Annotated in this window: 21 protein-coding genes; 1 reads left to right on the forward strand and 20 read right to left on the reverse strand. The window is 44.0% G+C overall.

Annotated elements, in window-relative coordinates:
* Positions 1-179: 179 nt before the first annotated feature.
* The 18 genes from pbpC to OEV42_13105 all read right to left on the reverse strand — a co-directional run bounded on the left by pbpC (position 180) and on the right by OEV42_13105 (position 20,000).
* The gene (pbpC, locus tag OEV42_13020) at positions 180-2,621 is read right to left on the reverse strand and encodes a penicillin-binding protein 1C (GenBank protein ID MDH3975196.1); all 2,442 of its coding nucleotides are present in this window, start codon (positions 2,619-2,621) and stop codon (positions 180-182) included.
* Complete coding sequence (locus tag OEV42_13025; GenBank protein ID MDH3975197.1) at positions 2,593-8,211, reverse strand: MG2 domain-containing protein; 5,619 nt, start codon at positions 8,209-8,211, stop codon at positions 2,593-2,595. Before OEV42_13025 ends, pbpC begins: the two co-directional genes overlap by 29 nt.
* A gap of 659 nt (positions 8,212-8,870) precedes the next feature.
* Positions 8,871-9,011, reverse strand: coding sequence for a CcmD family protein (locus OEV42_13030; protein MDH3975198.1), 141 nt, complete (start codon positions 9,009-9,011; stop codon positions 8,871-8,873).
* A 1-nt stretch (position 9,012) separates the two neighbouring features.
* Positions 9,013-9,696 (reverse strand): cytochrome c biogenesis protein, encoded by a 684-nt coding sequence (locus tag OEV42_13035; protein ID MDH3975199.1) that lies wholly within the window; start codon positions 9,694-9,696, stop codon positions 9,013-9,015.
* Between the two features lie 15 nt (positions 9,697-9,711).
* A complete protein-coding gene (locus OEV42_13040; GenBank protein ID MDH3975200.1) occupies positions 9,712-10,392 on the reverse strand; it encodes a heme exporter protein CcmB in 681 nt (226 codons plus the stop codon).
* A complete protein-coding gene (gene ccmA, locus OEV42_13045) occupies positions 10,389-11,093 on the reverse strand; it encodes a heme ABC exporter ATP-binding protein CcmA (GenBank protein ID MDH3975201.1) in 705 nt (234 codons plus the stop codon). The genes OEV42_13040 and ccmA overlap by 4 nt, the downstream gene beginning before the upstream one ends.
* A 6-nt stretch (positions 11,094-11,099) precedes the next feature.
* Positions 11,100-11,414: a hypothetical protein gene (locus tag OEV42_13050; protein ID MDH3975202.1), complete on the reverse strand. Its 315-nt coding sequence runs from the start codon at positions 11,412-11,414 to the stop codon at positions 11,100-11,102.
* A 76-nt stretch (positions 11,415-11,490) separates the two neighbouring features.
* Positions 11,491-11,973, reverse strand: coding sequence for a cytochrome c-type biogenesis protein CcmH (locus OEV42_13055; GenBank protein ID MDH3975203.1), 483 nt, complete (start codon positions 11,971-11,973; stop codon positions 11,491-11,493).
* Positions 11,970-13,940, reverse strand: a complete 1,971-nt coding sequence (locus OEV42_13060) for a heme lyase CcmF/NrfE family subunit (protein ID MDH3975204.1) — start codon at positions 13,938-13,940, stop codon at positions 11,970-11,972. The genes OEV42_13055 and OEV42_13060 overlap by 4 nt, the downstream gene beginning before the upstream one ends.
* Positions 13,930-14,397, reverse strand: a complete 468-nt coding sequence (locus tag OEV42_13065; GenBank protein ID MDH3975205.1) for a cytochrome c maturation protein CcmE — start codon at positions 14,395-14,397, stop codon at positions 13,930-13,932. Before OEV42_13065 ends, OEV42_13060 begins: the two co-directional genes overlap by 11 nt.
* A gap of 223 nt (positions 14,398-14,620) precedes the next feature.
* Positions 14,621-15,352 (reverse strand): 23S rRNA (guanosine(2251)-2'-O)-methyltransferase RlmB, encoded by a 732-nt coding sequence (rlmB, locus tag OEV42_13070; GenBank protein ID MDH3975206.1) that lies wholly within the window; start codon positions 15,350-15,352, stop codon positions 14,621-14,623.
* Positions 15,340-16,050 carry an orotidine-5'-phosphate decarboxylase gene (gene pyrF / locus OEV42_13075; GenBank protein MDH3975207.1) on the reverse strand — a complete coding sequence of 237 codons (711 nt, stop codon included), beginning with the start codon at positions 16,048-16,050 and terminating at the stop codon, positions 15,340-15,342. The genes rlmB and pyrF overlap by 13 nt, the downstream gene beginning before the upstream one ends.
* The gene (locus OEV42_13080) at positions 16,040-16,696 is read right to left on the reverse strand and encodes a DUF502 domain-containing protein (protein ID MDH3975208.1); all 657 of its coding nucleotides are present in this window, start codon (positions 16,694-16,696) and stop codon (positions 16,040-16,042) included. The genes pyrF and OEV42_13080 overlap by 11 nt, the downstream gene beginning before the upstream one ends.
* 16 nt (positions 16,697-16,712) lie before the next feature.
* On the reverse strand, positions 16,713-17,096 hold the full coding sequence (locus OEV42_13085; GenBank protein ID MDH3975209.1) for an aspartate 1-decarboxylase: 384 nt from the start codon (positions 17,094-17,096) through the stop codon (positions 16,713-16,715).
* Between the two features lies 1 nt (position 17,097).
* Entirely contained in the window at positions 17,098-17,940 is an 843-nt protein-coding gene (gene panC / locus OEV42_13090; GenBank protein MDH3975210.1) for a pantoate--beta-alanine ligase, read from the reverse strand.
* Positions 17,941-18,741 (reverse strand): 3-methyl-2-oxobutanoate hydroxymethyltransferase, encoded by an 801-nt coding sequence (panB, locus tag OEV42_13095; protein MDH3975211.1) that lies wholly within the window; start codon positions 18,739-18,741, stop codon positions 17,941-17,943.
* Between the two features lie 99 nt (positions 18,742-18,840).
* Complete coding sequence (locus OEV42_13100) at positions 18,841-19,482, reverse strand: deoxynucleoside kinase (protein MDH3975212.1); 642 nt, start codon at positions 19,480-19,482, stop codon at positions 18,841-18,843.
* Positions 19,483-19,604: 122 nt separating this feature from the next.
* Positions 19,605-20,000, reverse strand: coding sequence for a response regulator (locus OEV42_13105; GenBank protein ID MDH3975213.1), 396 nt, complete (start codon positions 19,998-20,000; stop codon positions 19,605-19,607).
* Between the two features lie 199 nt (positions 20,001-20,199).
* On the opposite strand from OEV42_13105, the gene OEV42_13110 reads away from it, so the two are divergent.
* A complete protein-coding gene (locus OEV42_13110) occupies positions 20,200-20,433 on the forward strand; it encodes a hypothetical protein (protein ID MDH3975214.1) in 234 nt (77 codons plus the stop codon).
* On the opposite strand, the gene OEV42_13115 is transcribed toward OEV42_13110, so the two are convergent.
* Both OEV42_13115 and OEV42_13120 read right to left on the reverse strand, forming a co-directional pair.
* Positions 20,430-22,127 carry a GAF domain-containing protein gene (locus tag OEV42_13115; GenBank protein ID MDH3975215.1) on the reverse strand — a complete coding sequence of 566 codons (1,698 nt, stop codon included), beginning with the start codon at positions 22,125-22,127 and terminating at the stop codon, positions 20,430-20,432. The two genes, OEV42_13110 and OEV42_13115, sit on opposite strands and share 4 nt — an antisense overlap.
* A gap of 90 nt (positions 22,128-22,217) precedes the next feature.
* Entirely contained in the window at positions 22,218-22,847 is a 630-nt protein-coding gene (locus OEV42_13120) for a pentapeptide repeat-containing protein (GenBank protein MDH3975216.1), read from the reverse strand.
* Positions 22,848-22,968: the final 121 nt, after the last annotated feature.

Here is a 22,968-nt window from a genome sequence, read left to right on the forward strand (position 1 = left end):
ACACTTAAAATGGAACCTGATTATGAAGCATGGTATCACAAAACCCCTCGTAAATGAATGCCAATCAACAAAACTTTCTTCTGAGATTTAAAAGCTTTATGAACAGTAAATGTGGGCACAATAGTCAATAAAGGCGGAAAAGGGAACGGTGCTTATATGGTGGGCTTTACAGAGATCTTTTATAAATTTAAAGGGACGAGGGGGTTTTTGGGGGAGTATTTCAAAATATTGGGTTTACCCTGTCTCTCCACCCCCAGCACCTCAAAACGCCTCTCCAGTCTATTCCCCTGCTCATCCACCAGCGTGATGGAATGACTGCCGATTTGGGGGGAGAGGGCAATCTGGTGGAAGTTTTTTGTCTCTCCAATGTAGTTGCCGTCCAGATGCCAGTAGATTATGCTCTTCTCTTTCCTGTGAACAGCCTCGAAGATGGTCTTGCTCTGTTTTTCATCAAGGTCGACCGGTATGTATATTCTGGTACGCGGCGCCGGGTAAAGAAGATCCATGACCCTCTGTCTTATCATTCCCGCTTCTTTCAGGCAGTCCTCCCTGAAGGGCGGCAGGGGCTTGTAAGCGGCATTTAGACGGCGGTAATACCACTCCATGCCAGGGGGCAGTATGAACCAGGGCTTGTGGAGCATGCTCTGCACCGGTTCGCATTTACTGTGGACCTGCCGGGAACCCCTTCGATCCAGGTGAATGAGGCGGTGGTAATTGCAGGTCTCATCGAAATGGCTGCTTTCGGGAATCAACTGGCTTTCAATATCACAGAGATCAGTAGCAAGCTTACCGCTCAGCTTACAAACCTCTACCCGGCGCAAGCCCGAATCCGGCGTCTGGAACCAGTCAGTTTTTTCCAGGAAGTTGAAAATGTAGAAGAGAATTGGAGCGGCGGCGGCAATGCCCGTAAGCCCTTGTACTCCCTCACCATCTGCGTTTCCCGTCCAGACCCCCACCGTATATTTGGGCGTTACTCCCACCGCCCAGCCATCGCGCAGGCCGTAGCTCGTGCCTGTCTTCCAGGCAATTTTTTGAGAGCTTTTAAAATTTAGCCAATAGCCCTCCATTCCGGGCCGGCTCACTTGTAAAAGGGCTTCCATCAGAATCCATGCAACGGCAGGGCTAATGTTCGAATCTTTCCCTATTTGGGGAGTTTCTCCCTTTATGAGAATGGGACGTCTGATTTTTTGATGCCTTTCCCATGAATACCCTGATGAAGAAGCCAGTGAAGCAAGGTTGGCATACATTGATGAAATATCCCATAACTTCCCTTCTGCCCCTCCCAATATGAGGCTGAGGCCATATTCATGAGGGGGACGGTGAAGGGTCGTCATGCCGAAATCTTTCAGAATATCGTAAAAACGGCCAACACCGAAGCGCTGAAGCATTCTTACGGCCGGAACATTGAGAGACCTTGCCAGCGCCTCTTTAGCGGGGACCGCCCCTCTGTACTTTCTGTCATAGTTTTCGGGCATATAGCTGCCGTACTGAGTCGGAATATCGGGGACGAGGGTATGGGGCAGTATTTCCCCCTTTTCCAGCATAGAGGCAAAAAGGAAAGGCTTTAGTATACTGCCCGTACTCCTCGGACGTCTGATGACGTCCACCTCCTGTCCGAAGTCACCTTCCAGGGTCATATCCCTGTTACCGGCATAGGCGAGAACCTGGAAAGTTTTATTATCTATAATCAGGGCTGCTCCATTATGGATGCCTTGACGGGAAAGCTTTTCTCCATGGTCCTTTAGTACCCTGGTCATCTTTTTCTGGTAGTTCAAATTGATAGTACTTTCGAAGAAGACCTTTTTATCAGCCTCTTTGCCTTTCCCCGCTTCCACAAGCAGTGTTTCAAGCAAATGAGGGGCATGGCGCGGGAGTGGTCGGGGCTTTAGCGGGAGCGGTTCATTGAGCGCCAGCTTGTAGTCGAGCGCTGAAAGAAAATGATTATGGCGAAGTTTTTTTAAGAGTTTGTCCCGTTTATCTTTCAACGCTTTACGATTGCGGCCGGGATGAATAAGGCCGGGACTGTTTGGGAGAACGGCAAGGAGTGCGCTTTCGGCCCATGTAAGGGCTTTAGCGTTTCGACCGAAATAACGCCAGGAAGCAGTCTCCAGCCCTACGATATTTCCACCGAAGGGGGCATTTCCGGCAAAAAGCGCCAGTATTTCATTCTTGGAATAGCCAAGTTCAAGGCGCAACGCAAGAATGATCTCTTTTAACTTTTCAATGTAGGTGCGGTTCCGGTTTTTACGGGAAAGGCGGATTACCTGCATGGTAAGCGTGCTTCCCCCGCTGACGATTCTTCCCTCTTTCAGGTTGAGGTAGAATGCTCTCGCCAGCGCAAAGGGATCAATGCCGGGATGACTGGAAAAACGCTTGTCTTCAAAAAGGATAAGGGCCTGCGAAAATTTTTCAGGCACCTGCCGGGAAAGGGGAAACCTCCACTGCTCATCTGAAGAAATCTTTGCTCCCAGCAGCCTCCCTTCCCTGCTTTTCAGAACCACCGACAGAGGGTCATTGAAAAGAGGGTCGGGAAGACATCTCCAGAATGCAACGATCAGACAGAGCAGGAAGAGTAAGAGAAAAAACCGTCCCTTATTCTTCCTGAACATCCGTTTCTTCAATAACGCCGGGCTCTTCCCGATTTCCATGTGATAACAGTTCTTCAAAGGAATCAACTATCTCAATCCATTGGCCTGTAACACGGGCATGTTTTGCGGCGTCATACATGGCTTCCACGGAAATCCCCGGCAGGTAGAATTTGCCCTTGTAGGATGCATTTATGAGAACCCTGAAGGTCTTGCTCCTGTTGCGCTTCAGATTGAAGTAGGTATAAACCCTGTCATCCCTGATATCCTGATAATCGATTTCACTTTTTTTGCCCATGTCTCCCGCATCCATTCTCGGATTATGAATCTCCCATCCTGAAGGTACGATCTGTGTAAGAGCCAGGTTCTCGTAATCGGCATTTCCCCTGTTGCTTATCTCTATGTCTGCCATGAAATCTACTCCCTGTTTTATTTCAGAGATATTGATGCCCTGGCGTTCCATATCCATATAGTTAACCTCCATATTCAATCCTTTAGAGGAAGGCAGTTCATGACCACTTTTCGGGATACCTGTCGAGATGATAGCGGCATAGAGTGTCGTTTTGGCAGGATTCTTCAAGCGGATAGTGCTCCCTTTCAGAGGAAAGTCCCTTAATTCCTCTTTATAGATTGGTGTGGTGGAGGCAACCCTCTTTTCCTTGCCCTTTCCAATTGTTATAAGATAGTCGAAGCTCGTTGCCGTTTTATCTGTACCGACAAATTTTGCCAGCGCCAGCAGCGAATATGCCGTAGTCTGTGTTCCATACCATTTTTCAGAAGAGAGGGCATGGGAAATTTCCTTTACAAGAGGGAGGGCATCACTCTTTTTGTCCATTAGCACCAGGTTTTGCAGAATCATCGCCCTGTCTCTCAAGCCGGAACCAAAAGTGTTTCCGTACTCGATATAATCGTCAACCTCCATCTTGTCGCCTCTGATCAACTCTTCTGCGGCATCGCTCTGACCGGCCAGATTATAGGCGGCCGCCAGCATCCACCTGGCAGGTGAATTGAGGCTGTTTGATTCTCTTAAGCGGTTCATTGCACCTATTTGGGCATTGTTTGCCAACGACAGGGTGAAAAGCCTGTATGCCTGATCCAGTTCTGATTTGGAGTGGCCTGCCGTCCATGAGTGGGCTGCAGATTTCTGAAAGCTTATCCACTGCGACATCATGTCGGAAGGAATATGGTATCCCAGTTTTGAAGCCTCAACGAGGAAGTGACCTGCATAGTTGGTTCCCCACATGCTTGCCTTACCATTGCCCGGCCAGTAGCCGAAACCGCCGTCGCCCCTTTGGAAAGTGCTGAGCCTCTCGATTCCCAGATCAATGTTGCCTTGCACCGCATTTTTCTGTTCCTCTTTAAGAGAGACCAGCGCCGGAAGGTAAAGCTGCGGGAACACGGAGGAAGTCGTCTGCTCTATGCAACCGTGAGGGTATCGAATGAGGTAGCCAAGCCTTCTTTCGAGGTTGAGAGGAGGAACCGCCGATATTTCCAGGGTGGTTTTGTTTGTATTTTTCATCCCATGGGGGATAATATTCACGTCCCAGCTTTTTCCCGGTTCCAGGACGACCCGTTTAAAACGTGTTGTTTTCGGGTTTGCGCTTCGCACGGGGATATGTATTTCCTGTTTCGAACGGTATGAACCGCTTTCGGCCCTGAATTTGAGTGTAGCCATTCCAGGTTCGGGCCTCACCTTTACCCGGAAGAAAGCGATTTCATCCCCCGGTTTAGTAAACCTGACAATCTTTTCCTTTCTGTCTTTTACCTCAAAATAACTGTCGGCCTCAAAGGTGAGCTTAACTTCAGTAATGGAAGGTTCCATAGAAAAGACAGCCACGGGAATGTCCAGTTCCTCATCGGGGCCGAGCACCCTCGGAAGCGTAGCCATTACCATGAGAGGTTTTTTGACAGGTATTGTTTTTTCAGTAGAGCCGTATGCGCCGTTGTCCCCTGCAACAACCATGACACGCACGGCGCCTATATACGGCGGGAGTTTGACGTGATGATGTTTTTCCTCTCCCGCCTCAAGCCGGAAGGGGCCTAAAAACTTTACAACCGGCGGGAAGCGTTTCTTTTTGGCCCTTTCTTTAGGTTCTTCCTGTTCATCACCACCCAATGCAAGGAGGCGCTCCAGCTCGGCGCCATAGGCCCCTACCACTTCATCAAAAAGGTCCCAGCTTTTAATGGAGAGAGACTCCTTCTTGTAAAAGGCCTTTCTAAGTTCAGGCGTCCGGTAGCGTGTCAGTCCCAGCAGCCCTTCATCAACGATAGCCAGGGTATAGGTCATTGGCCTCCCCTTCTGCTCCTTAACACTGAGAGAAGCGCCGGCTTCCGGTTCGAGAGTATGGGGCGCCTCAAGGAGAGGTTCGATGGCCGTCGCAGGATCATCGACTTCCAGTGATATAACACCGTAAAGCCTGATAGGCCTGTCATTCTTCTTATCCTTGTGCGGCTGAATAAGACTGACATGAACATAGACGTTGGGACTCATTTCCGCCGTCAGTGGAACTTCGACCCTGTTTTCACCCTCTTTAACATTGATCCATCTTTTTTCGATAATACCGGCGCCTTTCTCCAGACTGAGAAGCGCCATTCCCTGCGTAGCCGCCGGAAGGTTAATTACAGCCGTCTCACCGACAGTGTATTTTTTCTTGTCCGCCGCAAAACTCAGCATACTTGCGCCGACGCCTTTTTCTTCCCGGGCCCGCCCGGCCCAGCCCGGCCAATCAATATAGAAAATTTTGCCCGTACAGTGATTTCCATCCAGATCGCAGGCTCTTATAAGATAGCGTCCCCATTGCGGGTATTTGATCTCGAACTCCCACTTGCCCAAACCATCCTTTGTGGAAATAACGTCCTTCGCTATAAATCGGTTATATGAAGAACTTGCATAGTTGGCCAGAGAATCTCCCGATTTGTCCCACCACCATTTCCAGTTGATCTTGTAAAGGTTTACTTCCACTCTTTCCAGCGATAGGGGGTTGCCCGAATTATCCAGCGTGGCAACCTCAACCTCATGTTTGACATCCGTAAGAAGCATCCCCCTCGCTTCGTCTCCCTTAGGCGTTTTTATACCAACATAGTTCGGATAGAGATGAAGGGGGAAGGTGACGCGGTCAGCGCTAAAGGCGCCGCTCTCTTCAAATACCCGGGTTGTGAAGTGGGCCGACAGCATACCGGGAGCATGACCGGTAAGCTCCAGGTCCTTTTGGAAGGCCACCGTACCTTCCTCATCGAGGGTTCCCTCATAAAGTACCTGCCGCTCACTCGAAAATGAACGCGCGGGATCGCGGAAGACATAATCGGCATAACGGTCGAACCTGACGGACCTTTCGGAAAAGTTTACCGCCACATCGGTCTTCAGCTTTGACGCCTTAGCGCCATGAAGCCACTGTGAAGTAATCCTGCCGTTCAGCACTTCCGATTTATTCAAAATCTCCTTGCCGAAATCGAGATTAACCTTGAGCCGGTTGGGAATAACCATCTCTATTTTAATTGTTTTATCGAAAATCAGCCCCCCCACCTTTGCCCTGGCCTTCCAGTTTCCCGTAGGCGCATCTTCCTCCGTTTCAAGGTGGAAAGCATAAAACTTTCCAACCGGTTTATTTTGTGTCAGCGTTTTTCTAAGCTGACCCTTGGGATTATAAAACTCCAGCGTTACGGGATGTTTTTCAGGCAGATTTTTTTGCTTGTCTTCAAGCACAAAGGTCAGGTAGATGGAATCACCGGGCCTCCAGACGCCTCTCTCACCGTAGATATAGCCTTTGATGCCCCGGTTTACCTTTTCACCACCCACATCAAAATGGCTGACAGGAAGGACGGAACCGTTATTAAGCTTCATGTAACCTTTTTGCTTGCCCAATTGGGCCACCATATAAAAAGGCGTTTTGCTCGATTCTATCTGAGCGAAACCTTCACTGTCACTTTCGGCCTCGGCGATAATATCGTTCTGGAAGTTAAAAACCTTGAGATTTACAGCAGGAAGCGGCTCAGCCGTACGGATATCGGTTGTTACCATATGGAGCTTACCGTCTTCACCCCTCTTGGCTATAAGGCCGATGTTGGATGCGAGAAAGTTGCGAGAGCTTTCCACGCCGGCATTGTACCTCTTTTTGTAATAAGCATCATGACAGGGATCTTTTCTATGAGACCATTCATCCCTTCTCTGGTTATTGTAGTAATTCTCGGCATACTCCCAGTTGCTTCTCTCGACCCTGTGAAGGTCATCGTAGTTCCTGTAAGGCGCTTCCTTGACAGGGGGGACGGTGTCTTCATCTTCAGAACAGGAATAGGCGGAATTACTCCTGTTAAAAGACAAGCTCAATCTGAAAAGGGAATCGGGATGCCTGTCAAAGAGTTCCGTTACGTCAAGATTATACCGGGTCCACGTCCCTATATCATCGGCTGAGGAATTGAGGTTGATGGTCTTCCTCCAGATGTAACGTCCCACCCTGTTGAGTTCCTTCTTTTCACCCAGCTTATTGACCTGGAAGAACCGGCCTATGTTATTGCCCGGAACCTTAAAGGCCGTAACCTGGACAGAGTTCAGGCTAACCGCTTCAATGGGTATAGTCAGTCTCTCATTTTCAGGGAGAATAATTCCCTTTCCTGCAAAGCGGGCTCCCGGCTTTGCGTTAGAAAAGTTGACCGTATGTCTCGTCGAGGCCTTGATGCTTTGCCCCGTCCTGCTTCTGATTCCAGGCTCTACGGTAAAGCTGACAGCGCCCGTTAGCCTCTTCGACGGATATATGCGAATCGAATTTCCCTGGATCTTGTGCCTGTATTTCTCGTCAGGCATGCGGATCAGTCCCTTCATGTTCTGTTTTGTGTCGATGGGATCGGAAAAATTGATCATTATATACTGCTGGTCGTCATCGATAGAACGCACGGAGGTAACAATAAATTCTCTCAGTTTGGGAACACGAATTTCACGTTCTCCCTTCCTGGATACATCGATTGGTTTGCCATCCCAATTGAGGGTAAGCTTCGACTCTTCATTGGAGCGGATTATATTCTCTACAACAAACCGGTGATCACGGCGGTCACTGCTATGAGTCCATGTAATCTGCATGGCTTTATTTGCCTGATGGGCACTCAGAATCTTTTCGACTGCCCGATTTTCTTCAGCATCCGCCGTCTGCAGCGTCCCCGACAGGGTCTGGATAGTGGCATCTGATTCGCGGGGCGAAGTGAGGCCGCCCATATTAATTTCAAAGGACTGTGCCATGACCTCGAAGTCAAAGGAAAACTCATGGAGAGCTTCAGGCAATTGAATCAATTTTCCGGGCGAGATAGATGCCCGGTATTTTTCTCCTGAAGGTAAAACAGAATGAGGAGTGAAAACGAGACTGTTGCCGCCCTCCCAGCGGACTTTGCCTTCTATTTTCGGCTTGAATTTGAAAATATTATCAACTTCCGCACCTGAACTGCCGGGCGTTAAAACATTCTCGGAGAAATGAACGGAAATTTCAGAAGTTCTGGATATTGTACCTGCAGTGTGAGCAATGATGTAATCTTCCCAGCGATTATCGGGCTTTTTTGAATGCTCTTCAGATTTGCCGCAGGAACATAAAAGGAGGAAAATAAGTAATAGAGATAAACGACGAATGAATTTTTTAACACACATTGAGAGCCTCCTGTCAAAGATAAATGAAGTTAAAACAATTTACATTCCAAAAAAAGTAAAAAACCTGCTCTTTAACTCAGTCAAGTTGTTTTAAAAAGATTGTCCCACCGGACGGGATTATCGATTTATTAAAAGAGCATTTCTATTATATTACAGGCAACCTTGTCTTTTTCCTTTTTCTTGTCCTCCACAGCCTATCTATTGTGTTAAAGTGGTCAGTTTTTTAGATTTACTCTTTCCAGGCGGGAAAAAAAAAACCTGCAAATCAGATAAAACTAACAACATGATAACTTAAATTTCGCATTAGCTCTATATAAATAAATCAGCAATAAACATTAGGCAACATATCATTTACTTAATGACCTTGTCACGACAGATATTGCGAAATGTGCGACATATTTTGCTTTATGGTATTTTTTGAGTGAAAGGAATAAAAAATAAGGAAATGAAACTTGCTATCTAGCGAATGAAGTACCTTTACCATGGTTCGATTCAGGACTTCATCAGGCGAGCATTCAGATACTCAGGGAATGGAGAGAAAGGCAAGCATAATATTGCAGAAGATGAGTTGGGTATTCAAATGTTTTTTTGAGGTACACGCAACGATATCCGATTTACAGATCACCATAGAAAGCAGAAGCGCGCTACAGAAAAGAACCTTACTTCTCTTCCGCTATCTTTCTAAGCTCATCGATCTCCTTTTTAAGATCACCCTGCCTCTTTCCAATTGAAAAAACAAAAGCAAAAATGATTAACCAGAGAACCGTATAACCGGCGAACATATATTTCAGGCTTTCCATATCAATACTCCTTTAAAATCTTTTTCCTGAGTTCTTTTACTTCATCCCTTAACTCTTCCAGTCTTATTCTTCTAAAAAGAATAAAGAAATAGAAAAGCGTTACCGCCAGCAAGGCTACCCTGAGAGACATAAGCATATCAGGGTGCAGGGCTATATTTCCTTTTTTGATGACATTAGGGTGTATGGTTCTGCTCCACCAGTCGACGGAACGGTAAACAATCGGCACATCAAGAAAGCCGATAATACCTAAAACAGCCGAGAATTTAGCTCGTTTTGTCTCTTCATCGATAGCGCCTCGCAACATGAGGTAGGCCGAATAGATAAAAAGCAGGATCAGCGTCGTAACAAGCCTTGGATCCCATGTCCAGTAGGCGCCCCAGACGGGTCTTGCCCATATTGGACCCGTAGTAAGAATAATGCAGCAAAATGCAATTCCCAGTTCAACAGAAGAAGCAGCCACAATGTCCCAGAATCGTTTTCTTGTTTTAAGGTAGACAATGCTTGCCGCAAAGGTGACAAAAAAGGCGATGAAAGATACCCATGCGAAGGAAACGTGAAAGTAGAAAATCCTTTGCACATGCCCCATGGTCAACTCTGTGGGAGCAAAAAGAAAAGCCATGTAAAATGCAAGGACAAAGAGGACCATCGATGCAGCCCCCATAATATTTGTAATTAACTTTCTCAAACCTTGTGCCTCCCTCTATTCTTCTAATAAATAATCAAATGCAACAAAAGAAACCATTAAAAAAATAACATCAAAAAGACCGAGGATCTTGAGCCACATACTATAGTCTACCATCATCCGTCCGTCAAGTATCATTCCTGTCGCTTTGACGGCAGCAATGATTACAGGCACCTCAATGGGAAAAAGCAGGAGCGGCAGAATCATTTCCCCCCTTTTTACACCGACTGAAATGGCAGCAAAAAGCGTCCCTACGGATATAAATCCAAAAATAGCCATAACAATGACCAGCAAAAGCTGCGGAAGGCTATCTATAAAATTAAGATTAAAAAAGATAGCAAAAAAAGGAAGTGTCATCACCGAAATGATAAGCGAAAATATAAAATTACTGAGCGTCTTCCCGAAATAGATTCCACTCCTGTCAAGGGGAGCCAGCATAAGCCCCTGGAGACAGTCCTGGTCTTTTTCAGAAGAAAAGGTCTTGTTAAGACCCAGTGTAGCCGAAAAAACCAGAGCCACCCATAAAATACCGGGAGCCACTTCGCTAATATAGTCTGCTCCCGGATCAAAGGCAAAATTAAAGATGACCATGACAAGAATGGAAAAAACCATCATGGAATAAAGTTTCTCTTTCGATCTCACCTCCACTTTCAGATCCTTGAGCGCAATGTGGAGGATGCTTTTAACATAGGCACTCATTCTACAGTCCCCACTTTTTCGAAATAGACTTTTTCAAAACTCTCGACACTGTGATTTTTCGTGAGATTTTCGTAAACGATCCTGCCTGCCAGTTGAATAACAATTCTGTCGCTGATTTCGAGGCCATGAAGGATATTATGAGTCGTCATGATGATGGTTCTTGTCTCGGTATGAAGTTTTTTGAGAAGATTTCTCAACATAAGCGCCGCATGCTGATCAAGCCCTGAATAAGGCTCATCGAGATAAATAATATTAGGTTCATGGATGATGGCCCTGGCAATGGACAGACGCTGTTCCATACCCCGCGAAAAGGTTCTTACAAGGTGATGCTCACGCCCTCCCAAACCGACTTCCTTAATTAACTCACTGCTTCTTTCTTCAGGGTTTGGCAGATCGTAAATTCTTGCATAAAAGAGAAGATTTTCCAGCGCAGTCAGGTCACCATAGAGAAATGTCTTATGAGATATTACCCCGATTTTCCTGCGTATATCCTGATGGGCCTCATTAATTTCGAGTCCGTCGATAAGTACTTTACCTGAAGTAGGCCTAATGATTGTAGAAAGAATTTTAAGAAGGGTGGTTTTGCCTGCCCCATTAGGCCCGAAGAGTGTAAGAAACTCTCCTTTATTAACCTTAAGATCGACACCTCTAAGCGCATCGACAGAGCCGTATGATTTTCTCAGACCGGAGACTTCTATCATCTCAGATTATGACCTGTCTCCCTTCAGGTCTTTATTCGCCTCTTCGCCTGATTCCAGGGATTCAATTGCCCTTACCGTCTGGATTGCCTTTTCCTTATAGTAGTCCCTGAGTTCGTGATAATCCTTTTCTGTCAGCTTACCTTCGGCATGTTCGAAATCAACGTCTTTTATGGCCTGCAAATAGAGCTCTTTTTCTGATTTCTTGGTCTCAATTTTTTTATTGGTTTTGGCTGCGACCCACTCTTTTTTTTGCGATATAAAGGGAGATGCCGCGAATACCGCTGACATAAGGCATAGTGCTATAACAATAACCGTTTCCATTTAATCTCCTGTCCCCATAATAACCGGACTATTTTTCAGCACCCCCATAAGGGGTGTCAGTACTTTTAACGGGGTACTAATCCATCTCTTCCAATTCTTTTTCTATCTTCTTGTCAATATCGGTTCCAAAATCTTCCGCCCTTTTTTCAAGGATCGTCTCTTCATCCTTAATTCCCTTGGAAGTCCATTGTCTAATAACAACCATAATAAGCCCTGCCGCAACAATGAGGGCAAGAAAAGGCATAATGTAACCAAGAAGGTTAAAACCTTTTTTACTCGGTGTAGCAAGAACCTCTTCTCCATATTTCTTAACGAAGAGTTCCATTATTTCCCTTTTATTTTTTCCTTCCTCTATATAGTTAACCATCTTTTCTCTAGCCGGAATAGCAAAACCACAATTTTCATGAGGACAGTTTTTAACCGTCTGTCCGCAGCCACAAAGACAGATGAGCGCCTCTTCTATTTCCGACTGGAGCGGTGTAATACCCGAATGCGCGTTGCCTGTGAGAATAAAGAGAAGCAGAATCGTTGAAAAAGCATTTGAGGCTCTTTTTCTCATGCCGTGCTCCTTTTCTTTTTTCCATCAGGCAGAAGAACGTAAAAACCGCCAATAACGGCAATAACCGCCCCTATCCACATCCAGTTAATAAGGGGATTGATTAGGGCCTTTACAGTGATTGTACCATCTCTCTCAAAAGAAGCGAGTATAACAAAGAGATCCTCCTTCAGTGTTCTGCTGAGGGCAACTTCACTCGTCGGTTCATCAGGAAACTTATAATAGAAACGCTTCTCCGGCGTAATCTCATCGACTTTTTTACCATCCTTAAATACGGACAGAAAAGCGACAATGGCTTCATAATTTGGCTTTTCCCTCCCTTTGATCTTTTCATACTTAAGTGTATAGTTGCCGACCGACATGGATTCGCCTAATTTCATACTTTTTGCATTTTCTGTTACAAAAGCTGATGACCCCGTTGCGCCGATAAAAACAAGAACAATACCAATATGAATAAAGTATCCTCCATAGCGCCGCTTGTTTTTCCAGAATAACATGGCAAGTGCTTTAACGGGGCCTTCACCTTTTAACCTGCCTCTTGCCCTGATGCCTCTGTAGTATTCCATAAATATTGTCACCAAAACAAAAGATGAGAATGAGAAGCACAAGATGGCATAGATATGACGCATACCAAGGGCTGCCAATAAAACAAGGGCTGCCACCATAAAAATAGCGGGCAAAATAAAATTCCTTTTCAGATTTTCAGCTGATGCCTTTCTCCAACCAATGAGAGGACAGATACCGGTTATTATAAGAAGAATAAGAAATAAGGGCGTATTTACCTGTTCAAAAAATGGAGGACCCACTGTAATCTTATTGCCTGTTATCACCTCTGAAATAAGTGGAAACAGTGTTCCCCATAATGTTGCAAATGCGAGAGCAAGCAAGATCAGATTGTTCAGCAGGAAGGTCGATTCCCTTGATAGAAAGGATTCGAGTTGGTTATTATCGCTTTTCAGATCATCGTAGCGGTAGATAATAAGCCCAAAAGCAATGGCCGACATAATTGCCATGAAAACGATAAAGAATGGCCCCATCTCGGAAACGCCGAAGTCATGAACCGACTGAAGCACACCGCTTCTCACAAGAAATGTACCGAATATGGTGAGCGCAAAGGTGATGACGATAAGAAACATGTTCCAGATTTTAAGCATGTTCCTTCTTTCCTGTATCATGACCGAATGAAGATAGGCCGTTGCAGTAAGCCAGGGGATAAAAGAGGCATTTTCAACAGGGTCCCATGCCCAGAAACCACCCCATCCGAGTTCGTCATAGGCCCATTCAGCACCCATAATATTTCCGATGCCAAGTAAAACCCAGGCAAAAAGGGTCCATTTCCTCGTTTTTAGAATCCAGGTAGAATCGAGTTCTCTTGTAATAAGGGCTGCAACAGCAAAGGCGAAGGGTATGGTAAATGCCACATATCCCCAGAGCAAAGCCGGAGGATGAAACATCATACCAAAGGTCTGAAGCATGGGGTTTAGCCCTCGCCCGTCTCTCGGTAGCTGCCCACCGGGGTATAAATCAAAGGGATTGGTAATAAAGGATGTAAGAATAAGGAAGAAGATCATAACGACCATGATAACCACATAGGTATATGGAATAAATTTATGATCATCATCCTTCCTGTTCTGGAAAGACATGAGGGCCGCAAATATGGAGAGGCCAAATATCCAGAAAAGTAGCGACCCGTCATTTCCACCCCAGAAAGCCGCTATTTTGTAATGAATATTGAGGTCTCTCTCTGAATAGCCTGCTACATACTTAACAGCAAAGTTATTTGTTATGAAGGCATGGAGAAGAATTGCCGACGAAACTGTTGCCAGAATGAAGATAGAATAAATACCTCTTCTCGCACTGGCAACGAACCTTAAATCTTTTTTAAAAACACCTAAAAGTGACGCGACTATCACGTAGACCGACATGACAAGGACAATATTAAGAGATGCCCTCCCTATTTCAATTAGCACCAGGCTTCACCTCTAATCTTTTCTTTTTGTTGGAATAATCATGATCTTCCGGCGGGGCTTCTCCTTCGTATCTCGAAGGACACTTTACAAGAAGTGTTGTTGCTGTCAAGAGATTCCTGGCCGAATCGTATTTCCCTTCAAGGATCACCTGGACATCTTCCTTGAAGGAGTCAGGCTTGACACCTTTGTAGAAAACATTGACGAACACATTGTCCGGGCCTTCCTCATCTTTTACCCTGAATTTTAGAATCAATTCCTTTGCAATATCCTCAATTGAGCCATTTACCACATTTCCACTAACTCTTAATCCCTGTCCCGACATTGCAGTTCCCGAACTCTTAAGTTCTGCAATGGTCATGTAGTAAACACCTGATTCCTTAATGCCCACATAAATCAAAGTAGTTATTGCAACAACAATCACTACCGATGCAATTAAAAACTTCTGGCTCTTTTTCAAAAGTCCCTCCTTAAGAAAAGATATGAATACCACCCTTTGCCTATCCTATGGCAGCTTGCTTACTTAGAAGCTATCATCTGCAAAAAGTTTCAATAAATATTCAGATCTTTAAAAAAATAAATCTGATCCACAATTTTTAAGCTGCATAAACTATCAAAATATTTAGAACATAGCAAGATTAAAAAAAGAAATAAAGGGGCTCATCGGACTCTTAATTTCTCACTCACAACCTTTGCCTGACAGCTTCATACATGATAATGGCTGATGATACGGAGACATTTAGTGAATTTATCTTTCCCGCCATGGGGATATTAACCATGATATCACATTTTTTCTGTACCAGTGGACGAACACCCTTTCCCTCGCTGCCGACAACAATAACCACATGGACTGTCAAATCGACATCATAGAGGCATGTACGGCTTCCTCCTTCAGCGCCAATAATCCAGAGGCCCTCCTTCTTCAGGTCCTCCAGGGTACGGGCAATGTTAGTTACTTTGGCAATTTTAATGTGTTCGACAGCACCTGCAGAGACTTTCTCCACTGTTGACGTAACATGGACGGCCCTGTCTGTGGGAATGATAATGCCGTGAATACCGGCGGACTCGGCACTCCTGATGATGGCGCCAAGGTTGTGAGGGTCCTGAATACCATCAAGAACGAGAATAAAGGCCTTTTCACCACTCTTTTTACAGAAATTAAGAATGTCATCAATCTCTGAATAGGAAAAATCTGAAATAATGGCGGCTATTCCCTGATGGTTATGAGAACCGGCAAACCTATCAAGTTGTTTTTTATCGCAAGCGGAAACTTTAACTCTCGCCTTTTTGCAGGATTCCAGGAGTTTAGATAACCTTGACTGATCTTTGGAGGCGTAGCAAACAACTTCAATCTGGTCCGGCCGTGCTGCCAGCGCTTCCCTTACGGGATTAACGCCGCTAACTACCCTTGACACAGTTCTTCTTCAATGAGGCTTATTGCCCGTAATGGATCTTCTGCCTTCGTTACAGGCCTTCCAATAACGAGATAATCAGCTCCTGCCCGGACAGCCTCCAAAGGCGTCATCACACGTTTTTGATCATCCATTGAAGCGAAGGAAGGCCTCACACCGGGAGTAACAACGACAAAATCCTCTCCGCAGGTCTCTTTTATGATCTTAATCTCCTGAGGGGAAGCAACAACACCATCAAGGCCGGCCCGTTTTGCAAGGGAGGCAAGTTTGACCACCTCATCCGCCACGGGTGTCATTATGCCCGCTTCTTCAAGGCCTTTATCATTCATGCTGGTAAGTATCGTTACGGCAATGAGGATAGGCTTTTCCCTGCCTGACGAATGGGCTTCTTTATTCACTTCATCAGCGGTCTTTGCCATCATTTCATAACCGCCAAGAGCATGCACATTGAGCATATCCACGCCAAGCCGAAGGGCCTGAACAGATGCAGCGGCAACTGTATTAGGTATGTCATGAAACTTAAGGTCGAGAAAAACACCGCCTCCTGCCTCTTTAATCAGGGTAACCACATCCGGTCCAGCTGCAGTAAAAAGCTGTTTACCGACCTTGAAAAGTCCAACATGACCGGAAATTTTTTCTACCCATTGACCGGCTTTTTCCTTGCTTTCAACATCGAGAGCAACAATTATCTTATTGCACATCAGCAGAAAGCGCCTCCATTTTCTTCTTTACTTCTTTTTCAGTAGCAACCATCCCTCCTGAAATGACCAGTTTAAAAGCCATCTCTACATCCATTTCAAGAGTAATGGCGTCCTCTTCAGGGACCATGATAAGAAATCCTGATGTAGGATTTGGCGTGGTAGGAACAAAGACATTGATAACCTTTTTTGATGTTCTATCCTGAATCTCTCCTTTCGCCACACCTGTTACAAAAGCGATAGAATAAAGGCCTTTTCTGGGATATTCAATGAGAACTACTTTTTTAAAGCTTTCCTGGTCCTTGCTGAGAATGGTTTCCATGACCTGCTTTACGAGAAGATAGATGGATCTTACCAGCGGGATCTTATCGACAATTTTTTCACCAAGCTGAACAAAGGTTTTTCCAATGATATTGGTCGCTATGACGCCTATGAGGAAGACAAATATTACCGTCAGGATAAGACCGAGACCAGGTATGGGGAAAGGGAGATAGGTGTTAGGATGAAGTTTTGCCGGAAGCAAAACGAGTTTCTGGTCTGTCCAGTGAATGATGGCCTGGAGAAACCATAAAGAAATGCCGACAGGCACAACGACAAGAAGGCCTGTGAGAAAATAGGTTCTTATATGGTGTTTAATCCTTTTAATCATATTAAGAAAGAGTGACTCAATTATTCGACAAGGCGACGAGGTTTCTTTTTTCGCCTATTATATCATTATTTTCATCAACATAAATAAGTTTTGGCTTATGTTCTTTTGCTTCTGCCCCATCAAGATTGAAGTAGCTTGCTATAATGATAAGATCATCCCTGGCAACAAGCCTGGCTGCTGCGCCATTAACACAAATAGTGCCGCTCCCTCTTTCTCCTTTAATTACGTAAGTTTCAAAACGGTTGCCATTATTTATATCGTAAATATGGACCTGTTCAAAAGCAAGAATATCCGCCGCCTCCATAAGGTCTTCGTCAATGGTGATGCTCCCTTCATAATTGAGGTTGGCATCGGTTAATGTGGCCCTGTGGATTTTAGATTTCAACATGATTCTCTGCAATTTAATTCCTCCTTAAAATTGTGTTATCGATCAGTCTGGTTTTTCCAACTCTTGCGGCAATAGCCAATAAGGCATCCCCTTCTACTTTATCTACCGGCTTAAGCGTAGCGGCATCTCGTATATCGATGTAATCGATCTCAATACCTCCGGCAATCTTTCCCCTTGCGCCTTCTATGATCCTCTGCGCATCACAGCTGCCTTCCTCAAAGATTTTCATAGCCGAATAAAGCGCTCTCGAAAGCGATAGAGACAACATTCTTTCATCCTCACTTAATCTCGCATTACGCGAACTCATGGCAAGGCCGTCACTCTCCCTTACAATGGGCATGCCCACAATTTCTATATTAAAATCAAGATCACTTACCATGCGCCGGATAAGAGCAAGCTGCTGGTAATCTTTCTCTCCGAATATGGCAATATCGGGTTGTACAATATTAAAAAGCTTGGCCACAACCGTAGCCACACCGCTGAAATGTCCCGGCCTGGAATCTCCACACATCCCCTTCGACAGTCCACTCACATGAACCGTCGTCTCAAAACCTGAAGGATACATGGATTCTGAAGAGGGCAAAAACAAAATACGGCAGCCCTCAGCTTCGAGAAGTTCCTTGTCCCTGTCAAGATTTACGGGATAATCCTCATAATCACACTGCTCGTTAAACTGTGCAGGGTTTACATAGATACTAACAACAAGCGTATCGCCTCTTTTTTTTCCTTCACGGACCAAACTGAGATGTCCTTCGTGAAGATAGCCCATAGTGGGCACGAAAACTATCTTCCTGCCATCCATCTTTAGCGACCTGGCAATTTGGGTCATTTGTTTAATGTCTTTTACAATTTCCATTTAACGATAACTCTCTTCTTCCGAGGGGAAGCTCCTGTTCTTAACACATCGGGAGTAATCAGATACTGCGTTTCTTATGATGTCCGGCAGGTTGATAAAGTTCCGAACAAATTTAGGAGTAAATTCCGAAAGACCCAGCATGTCATTTATTACCAGCACCTGTCCATCACATTGGTTTCCCGCTCCAATACCGATGGTGGGAATTGACAGGCTCTTTGTGATTTCATCAGCAACAGAAGCGGGTACACCCTCAATTACAACGGCAAAGGCTCCTGCTTCTTCAACGGCCCCTGCATCATCAAGAAGCGTGGACAGGTCTGATTTTTCCCGCCCCTGGACCTTGTACCCCCCCATCATATTGACTGCCTGTGGCCTTAATCCAACATGGCCCATAAGGGGGATATCTGCATCGACAACAGCTTTTATCCGATCTGCAACCTTTACTCCCCCTTCAAGTTTCACTGCCTCAGCCATGCCTTCCTGAACCAGCCTTCCGGCATTTTTAAGGGCATCTTCCCTCGTTGCATAAGACATAAAAGGCATATCAGCCACAAGAAGGGCATTTTTCCTCCCTCTGGCTACTGCTGCCGTATGAGCAATCATGAGCTCCATCGTTACCGGTAATGTCGTATCAAATCCATAGACAACATTACCCAGAGTATCTCCTGTGAGCAGGACTTCAATGCCGCAACCATCCAGTAAGGACGCCATTTGATAATCATAGGCCGTGAGAACCGTAATAGGTTCTTTCCTGGCCTTTCTTGCCACTATTTCAGGCACTGTAATTTTATTTTCATTCAAAAAAAAACCTCCCATCTTGGACGGAAGGCAGCACAAAACATAACTCCGGGGAGTTATGACTCATCTTAATAAATTAACTGCTTTTCCGTCCCGGTCCGGTTATCCGGATCCAAGCGGTACCAAATGTTTTACACCACCTCTCATTTCCCTGATTTCCTTCATAAGAAGATCGAAATCGCCACTGTTATTGACAAAATCTATTTCCGATGAATTGATCACGAGAAGCGGTGATTCATCATAATGAAAAAAGAACTCGTTATAAGCATGCATCAGGGACTGAAGATAGTCCGTGTCAATCTCATTTTCATAGTCCCTGTTCCTTATTTTCACTCTTTCTATCAAAACTTCAGGGCTCGCCTGAAGAAAAATCACCAGATCCGGTTTCGGTATTTTTGCATCGAGAAGTTTATATATTTTTTCATAAAGATTGACCTCATTTTCATTGAGATTCATGTATGCAAAAATACGGTCTTTAGCAAATACATAGTCACTTATAATGGTAGAGGAAAAAAGGTCACACTGATTCAGTTCCACCTGCTGCTGATATCGATTAAGCAGAAAATAAAGTTGGGTCTGAAAAGAAAATTTCTTTCTGTCACGGTAAAAATCTTTTAAAAAAGGATTTTCCTCTACCTGCTCACAAAGAAGAGTGCCATTGAGTTCATTACTTATCAATCTTGCAAGACTCGTCTTGCCAACTCCGATAGGACCCTCAATGGCTATGTACCTTGCGCCCCTCATGTATTCGATGCAAATGACCTCATATAAGATTAAAGTTTCTGTTTTTGTCTACACCTGCATAGCTGCAATAGAAAAATAGGACATAATTTGAATCAAGGATTATTTAAGAAATGTTTTTAATTTTATGGGGTATTTTGTCCGCGAAGAACTGCAGTCTCTTTACTGAGTTTTTTTAAAATTATCTCCAGATCTGCAGTTTTGACCGGTTTATTAAGATATTCAACGGCTCCCAGATCCATCGCTTCAAGGTAAGAAGCAATCTCTCCATATCCGGTCATGATAATAACGCCAAGATTGGGGTCGAGCTTTCTCGCCTCCTTCAAAAGTTCAATACCATTCATATTAGGCATTTTAAGGTCTGTAAGCAGTATGTCGTAATTTGACCTTTTTATACAGTTAACCGCCTCAAATCCGGATGAACGCGCATCAACATCATAACCCTTCCTGGTTAAGATGGTCTTAAAGCTGTTTCTAATGCCGTCATCATCATCAACTAAAAGAATCTTTATTGAGCTCATATATTACCCCTAACGAAATAGTAGCAGAACTTGCTCATCTTTTCAATTTAATTCCATTTTCATGAGAAAAAGAAGCAGGCCGATGAAGAAAGATAAATTAAGACTGAGAGGAACTTCTTCAGCTTGATTATTCTTTTAAAATTGTGATAGAATTGTATTTTCTCGTGAATTTAATCCACTTACAAGGCGCGCCAGACAAATGTCAGAAACAGAAACCATTAAAGACCGTTCATTTCTCTATTCCAACCTGTTCAGACCTATCTTGCTTATGATCGGTGCTCTATCTATCCTTCTTGCTAAAGGTTATGTCAGCGCCAAACTTCTACTGGGACTCATTTTTCTGGATTATTTCACAACGAACCTGGTAAACAAGCTCCCTGTCCCCTTCTGCTTTGCAATATTTGTTATCCTCACAATACTTGCAGTCACCTAGTTTAAGCTTAGAATCTCATCTATCTGCTCAGGATTTAGCTCCTCTTCCGCATACTTTCTAAAAAGCCCGTTATTCATAAAAAGTTCATAAATTTCTGAATCGATGTGATTATCCTTTTTCATAAATCCAAGAATTTTTACTGCCTGCGATAGCTTCATTGGTTCCTTATAAGGTCTGTCTTTTGCGGTAAGTGCCTCAAAGATGTCGGCTACAGCCATAATCCTGGCCTGGAGAGAAAGTTCCTCTGCTTTTAAACCACAGGGATAACCCGTCCCATCGAGCTTTTCATGATGACCACTTGCATACTCTGGGATATTAGAGAGCTTTTTTGGAAAAGGAAGCTGTTCAAGCATCTTTTTTGTCATAGCCACATGATTTTCAATCTTTCTCCTCTCATCATCAGTAAGACTTCCCTTCCTGATGGAAAGATTTCTTAACTCGTCTTTACTGAGATAGTTGCGTTTCTCTCCATTATAGATATACTTTTTAGCTGCAATAGAATTTATCCTTTCCAGCTTATCATCACTCATGAACTCGCCCGGTGTATTGCAGACGGCAATAAACTCTTTTTCACCCTCAAGAATTTCAAGTTCCTTTTGCAAGGCGTCATCTATCTTATTAATTTCATCATCATCTGCATTGCCATCTTCATAAAGCGATATTTTCTTTTTTAAATATTCTCTTTCTTTCTCTCCTGCAATCAACTCATATCTGGTCTTAATCAGCTCAACCCTGTCGTAAATGGTCTCAAGCTTTGTTCTTTTATCAACAACATATTCGGGTGTTGTAATCTTGCCCACATCATGCATCCAGGTTGCCAGTTTCAGTTCCTCCAGTTCATCAAGGGTAAAATGAATATCTGCAAAAGGCCCTTCATATTGATTATTAATTTCTTTAGCAATCATCATGGTCAGCTTTACCACCCTATCGATATGGCCTCTCGTATAGGGTGATTTTTCATCAATTGCAGCGGCAATACTTTCGATAAATGCATATAAAAGGCTTTTAAGATCCTGTATTAGCTGTGCATTGGTAAGAGCCACACCGGCCTGTGAGGCAAGGGAACCGATAAGCTCCACATATTCGGAAGAAAAATGTGTGACTTCTTTAGTATCGATATCTATGGCATTTAAAAGCTGGAGAACACCGATAATATCATTTTCATGATTCTTCATGGGAATAACAAGCATCGATTTTGATCTATATCCCGTTGTCTCATCATATTTTCTTGGTCCCGTAAAATCGAAGCCTTCCGCTTCGTAAACGTCGGGAATATTAATTATCTCACCGGTAAGGGCAACATAAGATGAGACATTTGAATGATTTGGTTTTCCCTTAACTTCAAGGGGAACGGGAGGGAGAGTTATTTCGACGCCACTTGTTCCTCCCATTTTCGTATTCATGGTATCATTCTGTAATATTTCAAAGTTGAGGCACTTATTTTCACTGTCCAGGATATACAGAGTGCCTGCATCGGCAAATGAAAGTTCTCTGGCGGCATCTACGATCATTTCGAGAAGCTTCTTCATATCTGCTTGTCCGGAGAGCGCAAGCCCTATTGCAGCAAGTTTTTTTATATGTGAAAGCTGGAAGTCGGCATAGGCCTTGACCTCATTTTGTACGGTCCTTAAAACCCTGTTTAGCCGTTTGTCTTCTTGAGACAGGTCTTTGGGAATATTAACTTTTTCTTCCATTTGTAACCCCATTTTTTAAAACAGCCAAAATTAAATTATGATCTGACTAAGTGTTAATATTAGAATATTAACACATTTGTAAAAAGATGATCAGTCATCATTAAAAGAAATAAATTCCTGAGTCCAATCCCTTGTATCTGCTGCTTCACCCCAGGGCTTTTTCCCATAGAAAAGTACTCCCGCCGTACTTGCTTCTTCAAAAGTCGCACCTTGCGTCAAAGTCTGCCTCATATCACAATTTTCAAGCTTGGCTCTATTAAAATTACAACCCTGGACATCAGATCCTTTCAAAGAAGAGTTTCCAAGATCAACATTTTCAAAAGTGGACTCAGGCAAAATTGATTTAAGAACCTTTGAACCCTTCATATTGGCGTTATCAAAAATTACGCCCTTTCCTTCCATCATAAATATTGATGAATCAACCATTGTCGCATTACTAAAATCTGCCTTATCAATGACTCCTCTCTGAAAAAACACATCATCCATTATGGCCTCTTTAAATAGAGTCCCTTCAGCAAAATTTTCCGCCATAAAAGCTCCCGTAAGATCGCATCCAGAAAAGTCGGCACCAGTTAGCTTGGCACCGGTAAAGGTTGCACCTGACAGATCAACGCCCTTGAAATCAATCTCTGAAAGATCCAGAAAGGAAAGGTCTTCCTCTGCAAGAGATTGTCCGTTTTCTATATTTTCTATTACTTTGTTCCTATCCATATTCGACATATAAATCTCTTTCTAAGAATTGTTTTTTTGATGATAGCATAAAAAAAAAAGTGGGGTAAAGGAGAATAGATATTTTTCTACCCTCTTCATTATGCGATTATTTAGAGTAATGGGGACAAAA

This window comes from Deltaproteobacteria bacterium, assembly GCA_029860075.1.
Lineage (GTDB): Bacteria > Desulfobacterota > JADFVX01 > JADFVX01 > JADFVX01 > JAOUBX01.

Excerpts from the sequence above, each read along its gene's own strand:
- OEV42_13025 (MDH3975197.1), bottom strand. The coding sequence starts at position 8,211 with ATGTGTGTTAAAAAATTCATTCGTCGTTTATCTCTATTACTTATTTTC.
- OEV42_13030 (MDH3975198.1), bottom strand. The coding sequence starts at position 9,011 with ATGGAAAGCCTGAAATATATGTTCGCCGGTTATACGGTTCTCTGGTTA.
- OEV42_13040 (MDH3975200.1), bottom strand. The coding sequence starts at position 10,392 with ATGAGTGCCTATGTTAAAAGCATCCTCCACATTGCGCTCAAGGATCTG.
- ccmA (MDH3975201.1), bottom strand. The coding sequence starts at position 11,093 with ATGATAGAAGTCTCCGGTCTGAGAAAATCATACGGCTCTGTCGATGCG.
- OEV42_13050 (MDH3975202.1), bottom strand. The coding sequence starts at position 11,414 with ATGGAAACGGTTATTGTTATAGCACTATGCCTTATGTCAGCGGTATTC.
- OEV42_13055 (MDH3975203.1), bottom strand. The coding sequence starts at position 11,973 with ATGAGAAAAAGAGCCTCAAATGCTTTTTCAACGATTCTGCTTCTCTTT.
- pyrF (MDH3975207.1), bottom strand. The coding sequence starts at position 16,050 with ATGTGCAATAAGATAATTGTTGCTCTCGATGTTGAAAGCAAGGAAAAA.
- OEV42_13080 (MDH3975208.1), bottom strand. The coding sequence starts at position 16,696 with ATGATTAAAAGGATTAAACACCATATAAGAACCTATTTTCTCACAGGC.
- panC (MDH3975210.1), bottom strand. The coding sequence starts at position 17,940 with ATGGAAATTGTAAAAGACATTAAACAAATGACCCAAATTGCCAGGTCG.
- OEV42_13100 (MDH3975212.1), bottom strand. The coding sequence starts at position 19,482 with ATGAGGGGCGCAAGGTACATAGCCATTGAGGGTCCTATCGGAGTTGGC.
- OEV42_13105 (MDH3975213.1), bottom strand. The coding sequence starts at position 20,000 with ATGAGCTCAATAAAGATTCTTTTAGTTGATGATGATGACGGCATTAGA.
- OEV42_13110 (MDH3975214.1), top strand. The coding sequence starts at position 20,200 with ATGTCAGAAACAGAAACCATTAAAGACCGTTCATTTCTCTATTCCAAC.
- OEV42_13115 (MDH3975215.1), bottom strand. The coding sequence starts at position 22,127 with ATGGAAGAAAAAGTTAATATTCCCAAAGACCTGTCTCAAGAAGACAAA.
- OEV42_13120 (MDH3975216.1), bottom strand. The coding sequence starts at position 22,847 with ATGTCGAATATGGATAGGAACAAAGTAATAGAAAATATAGAAAACGGA.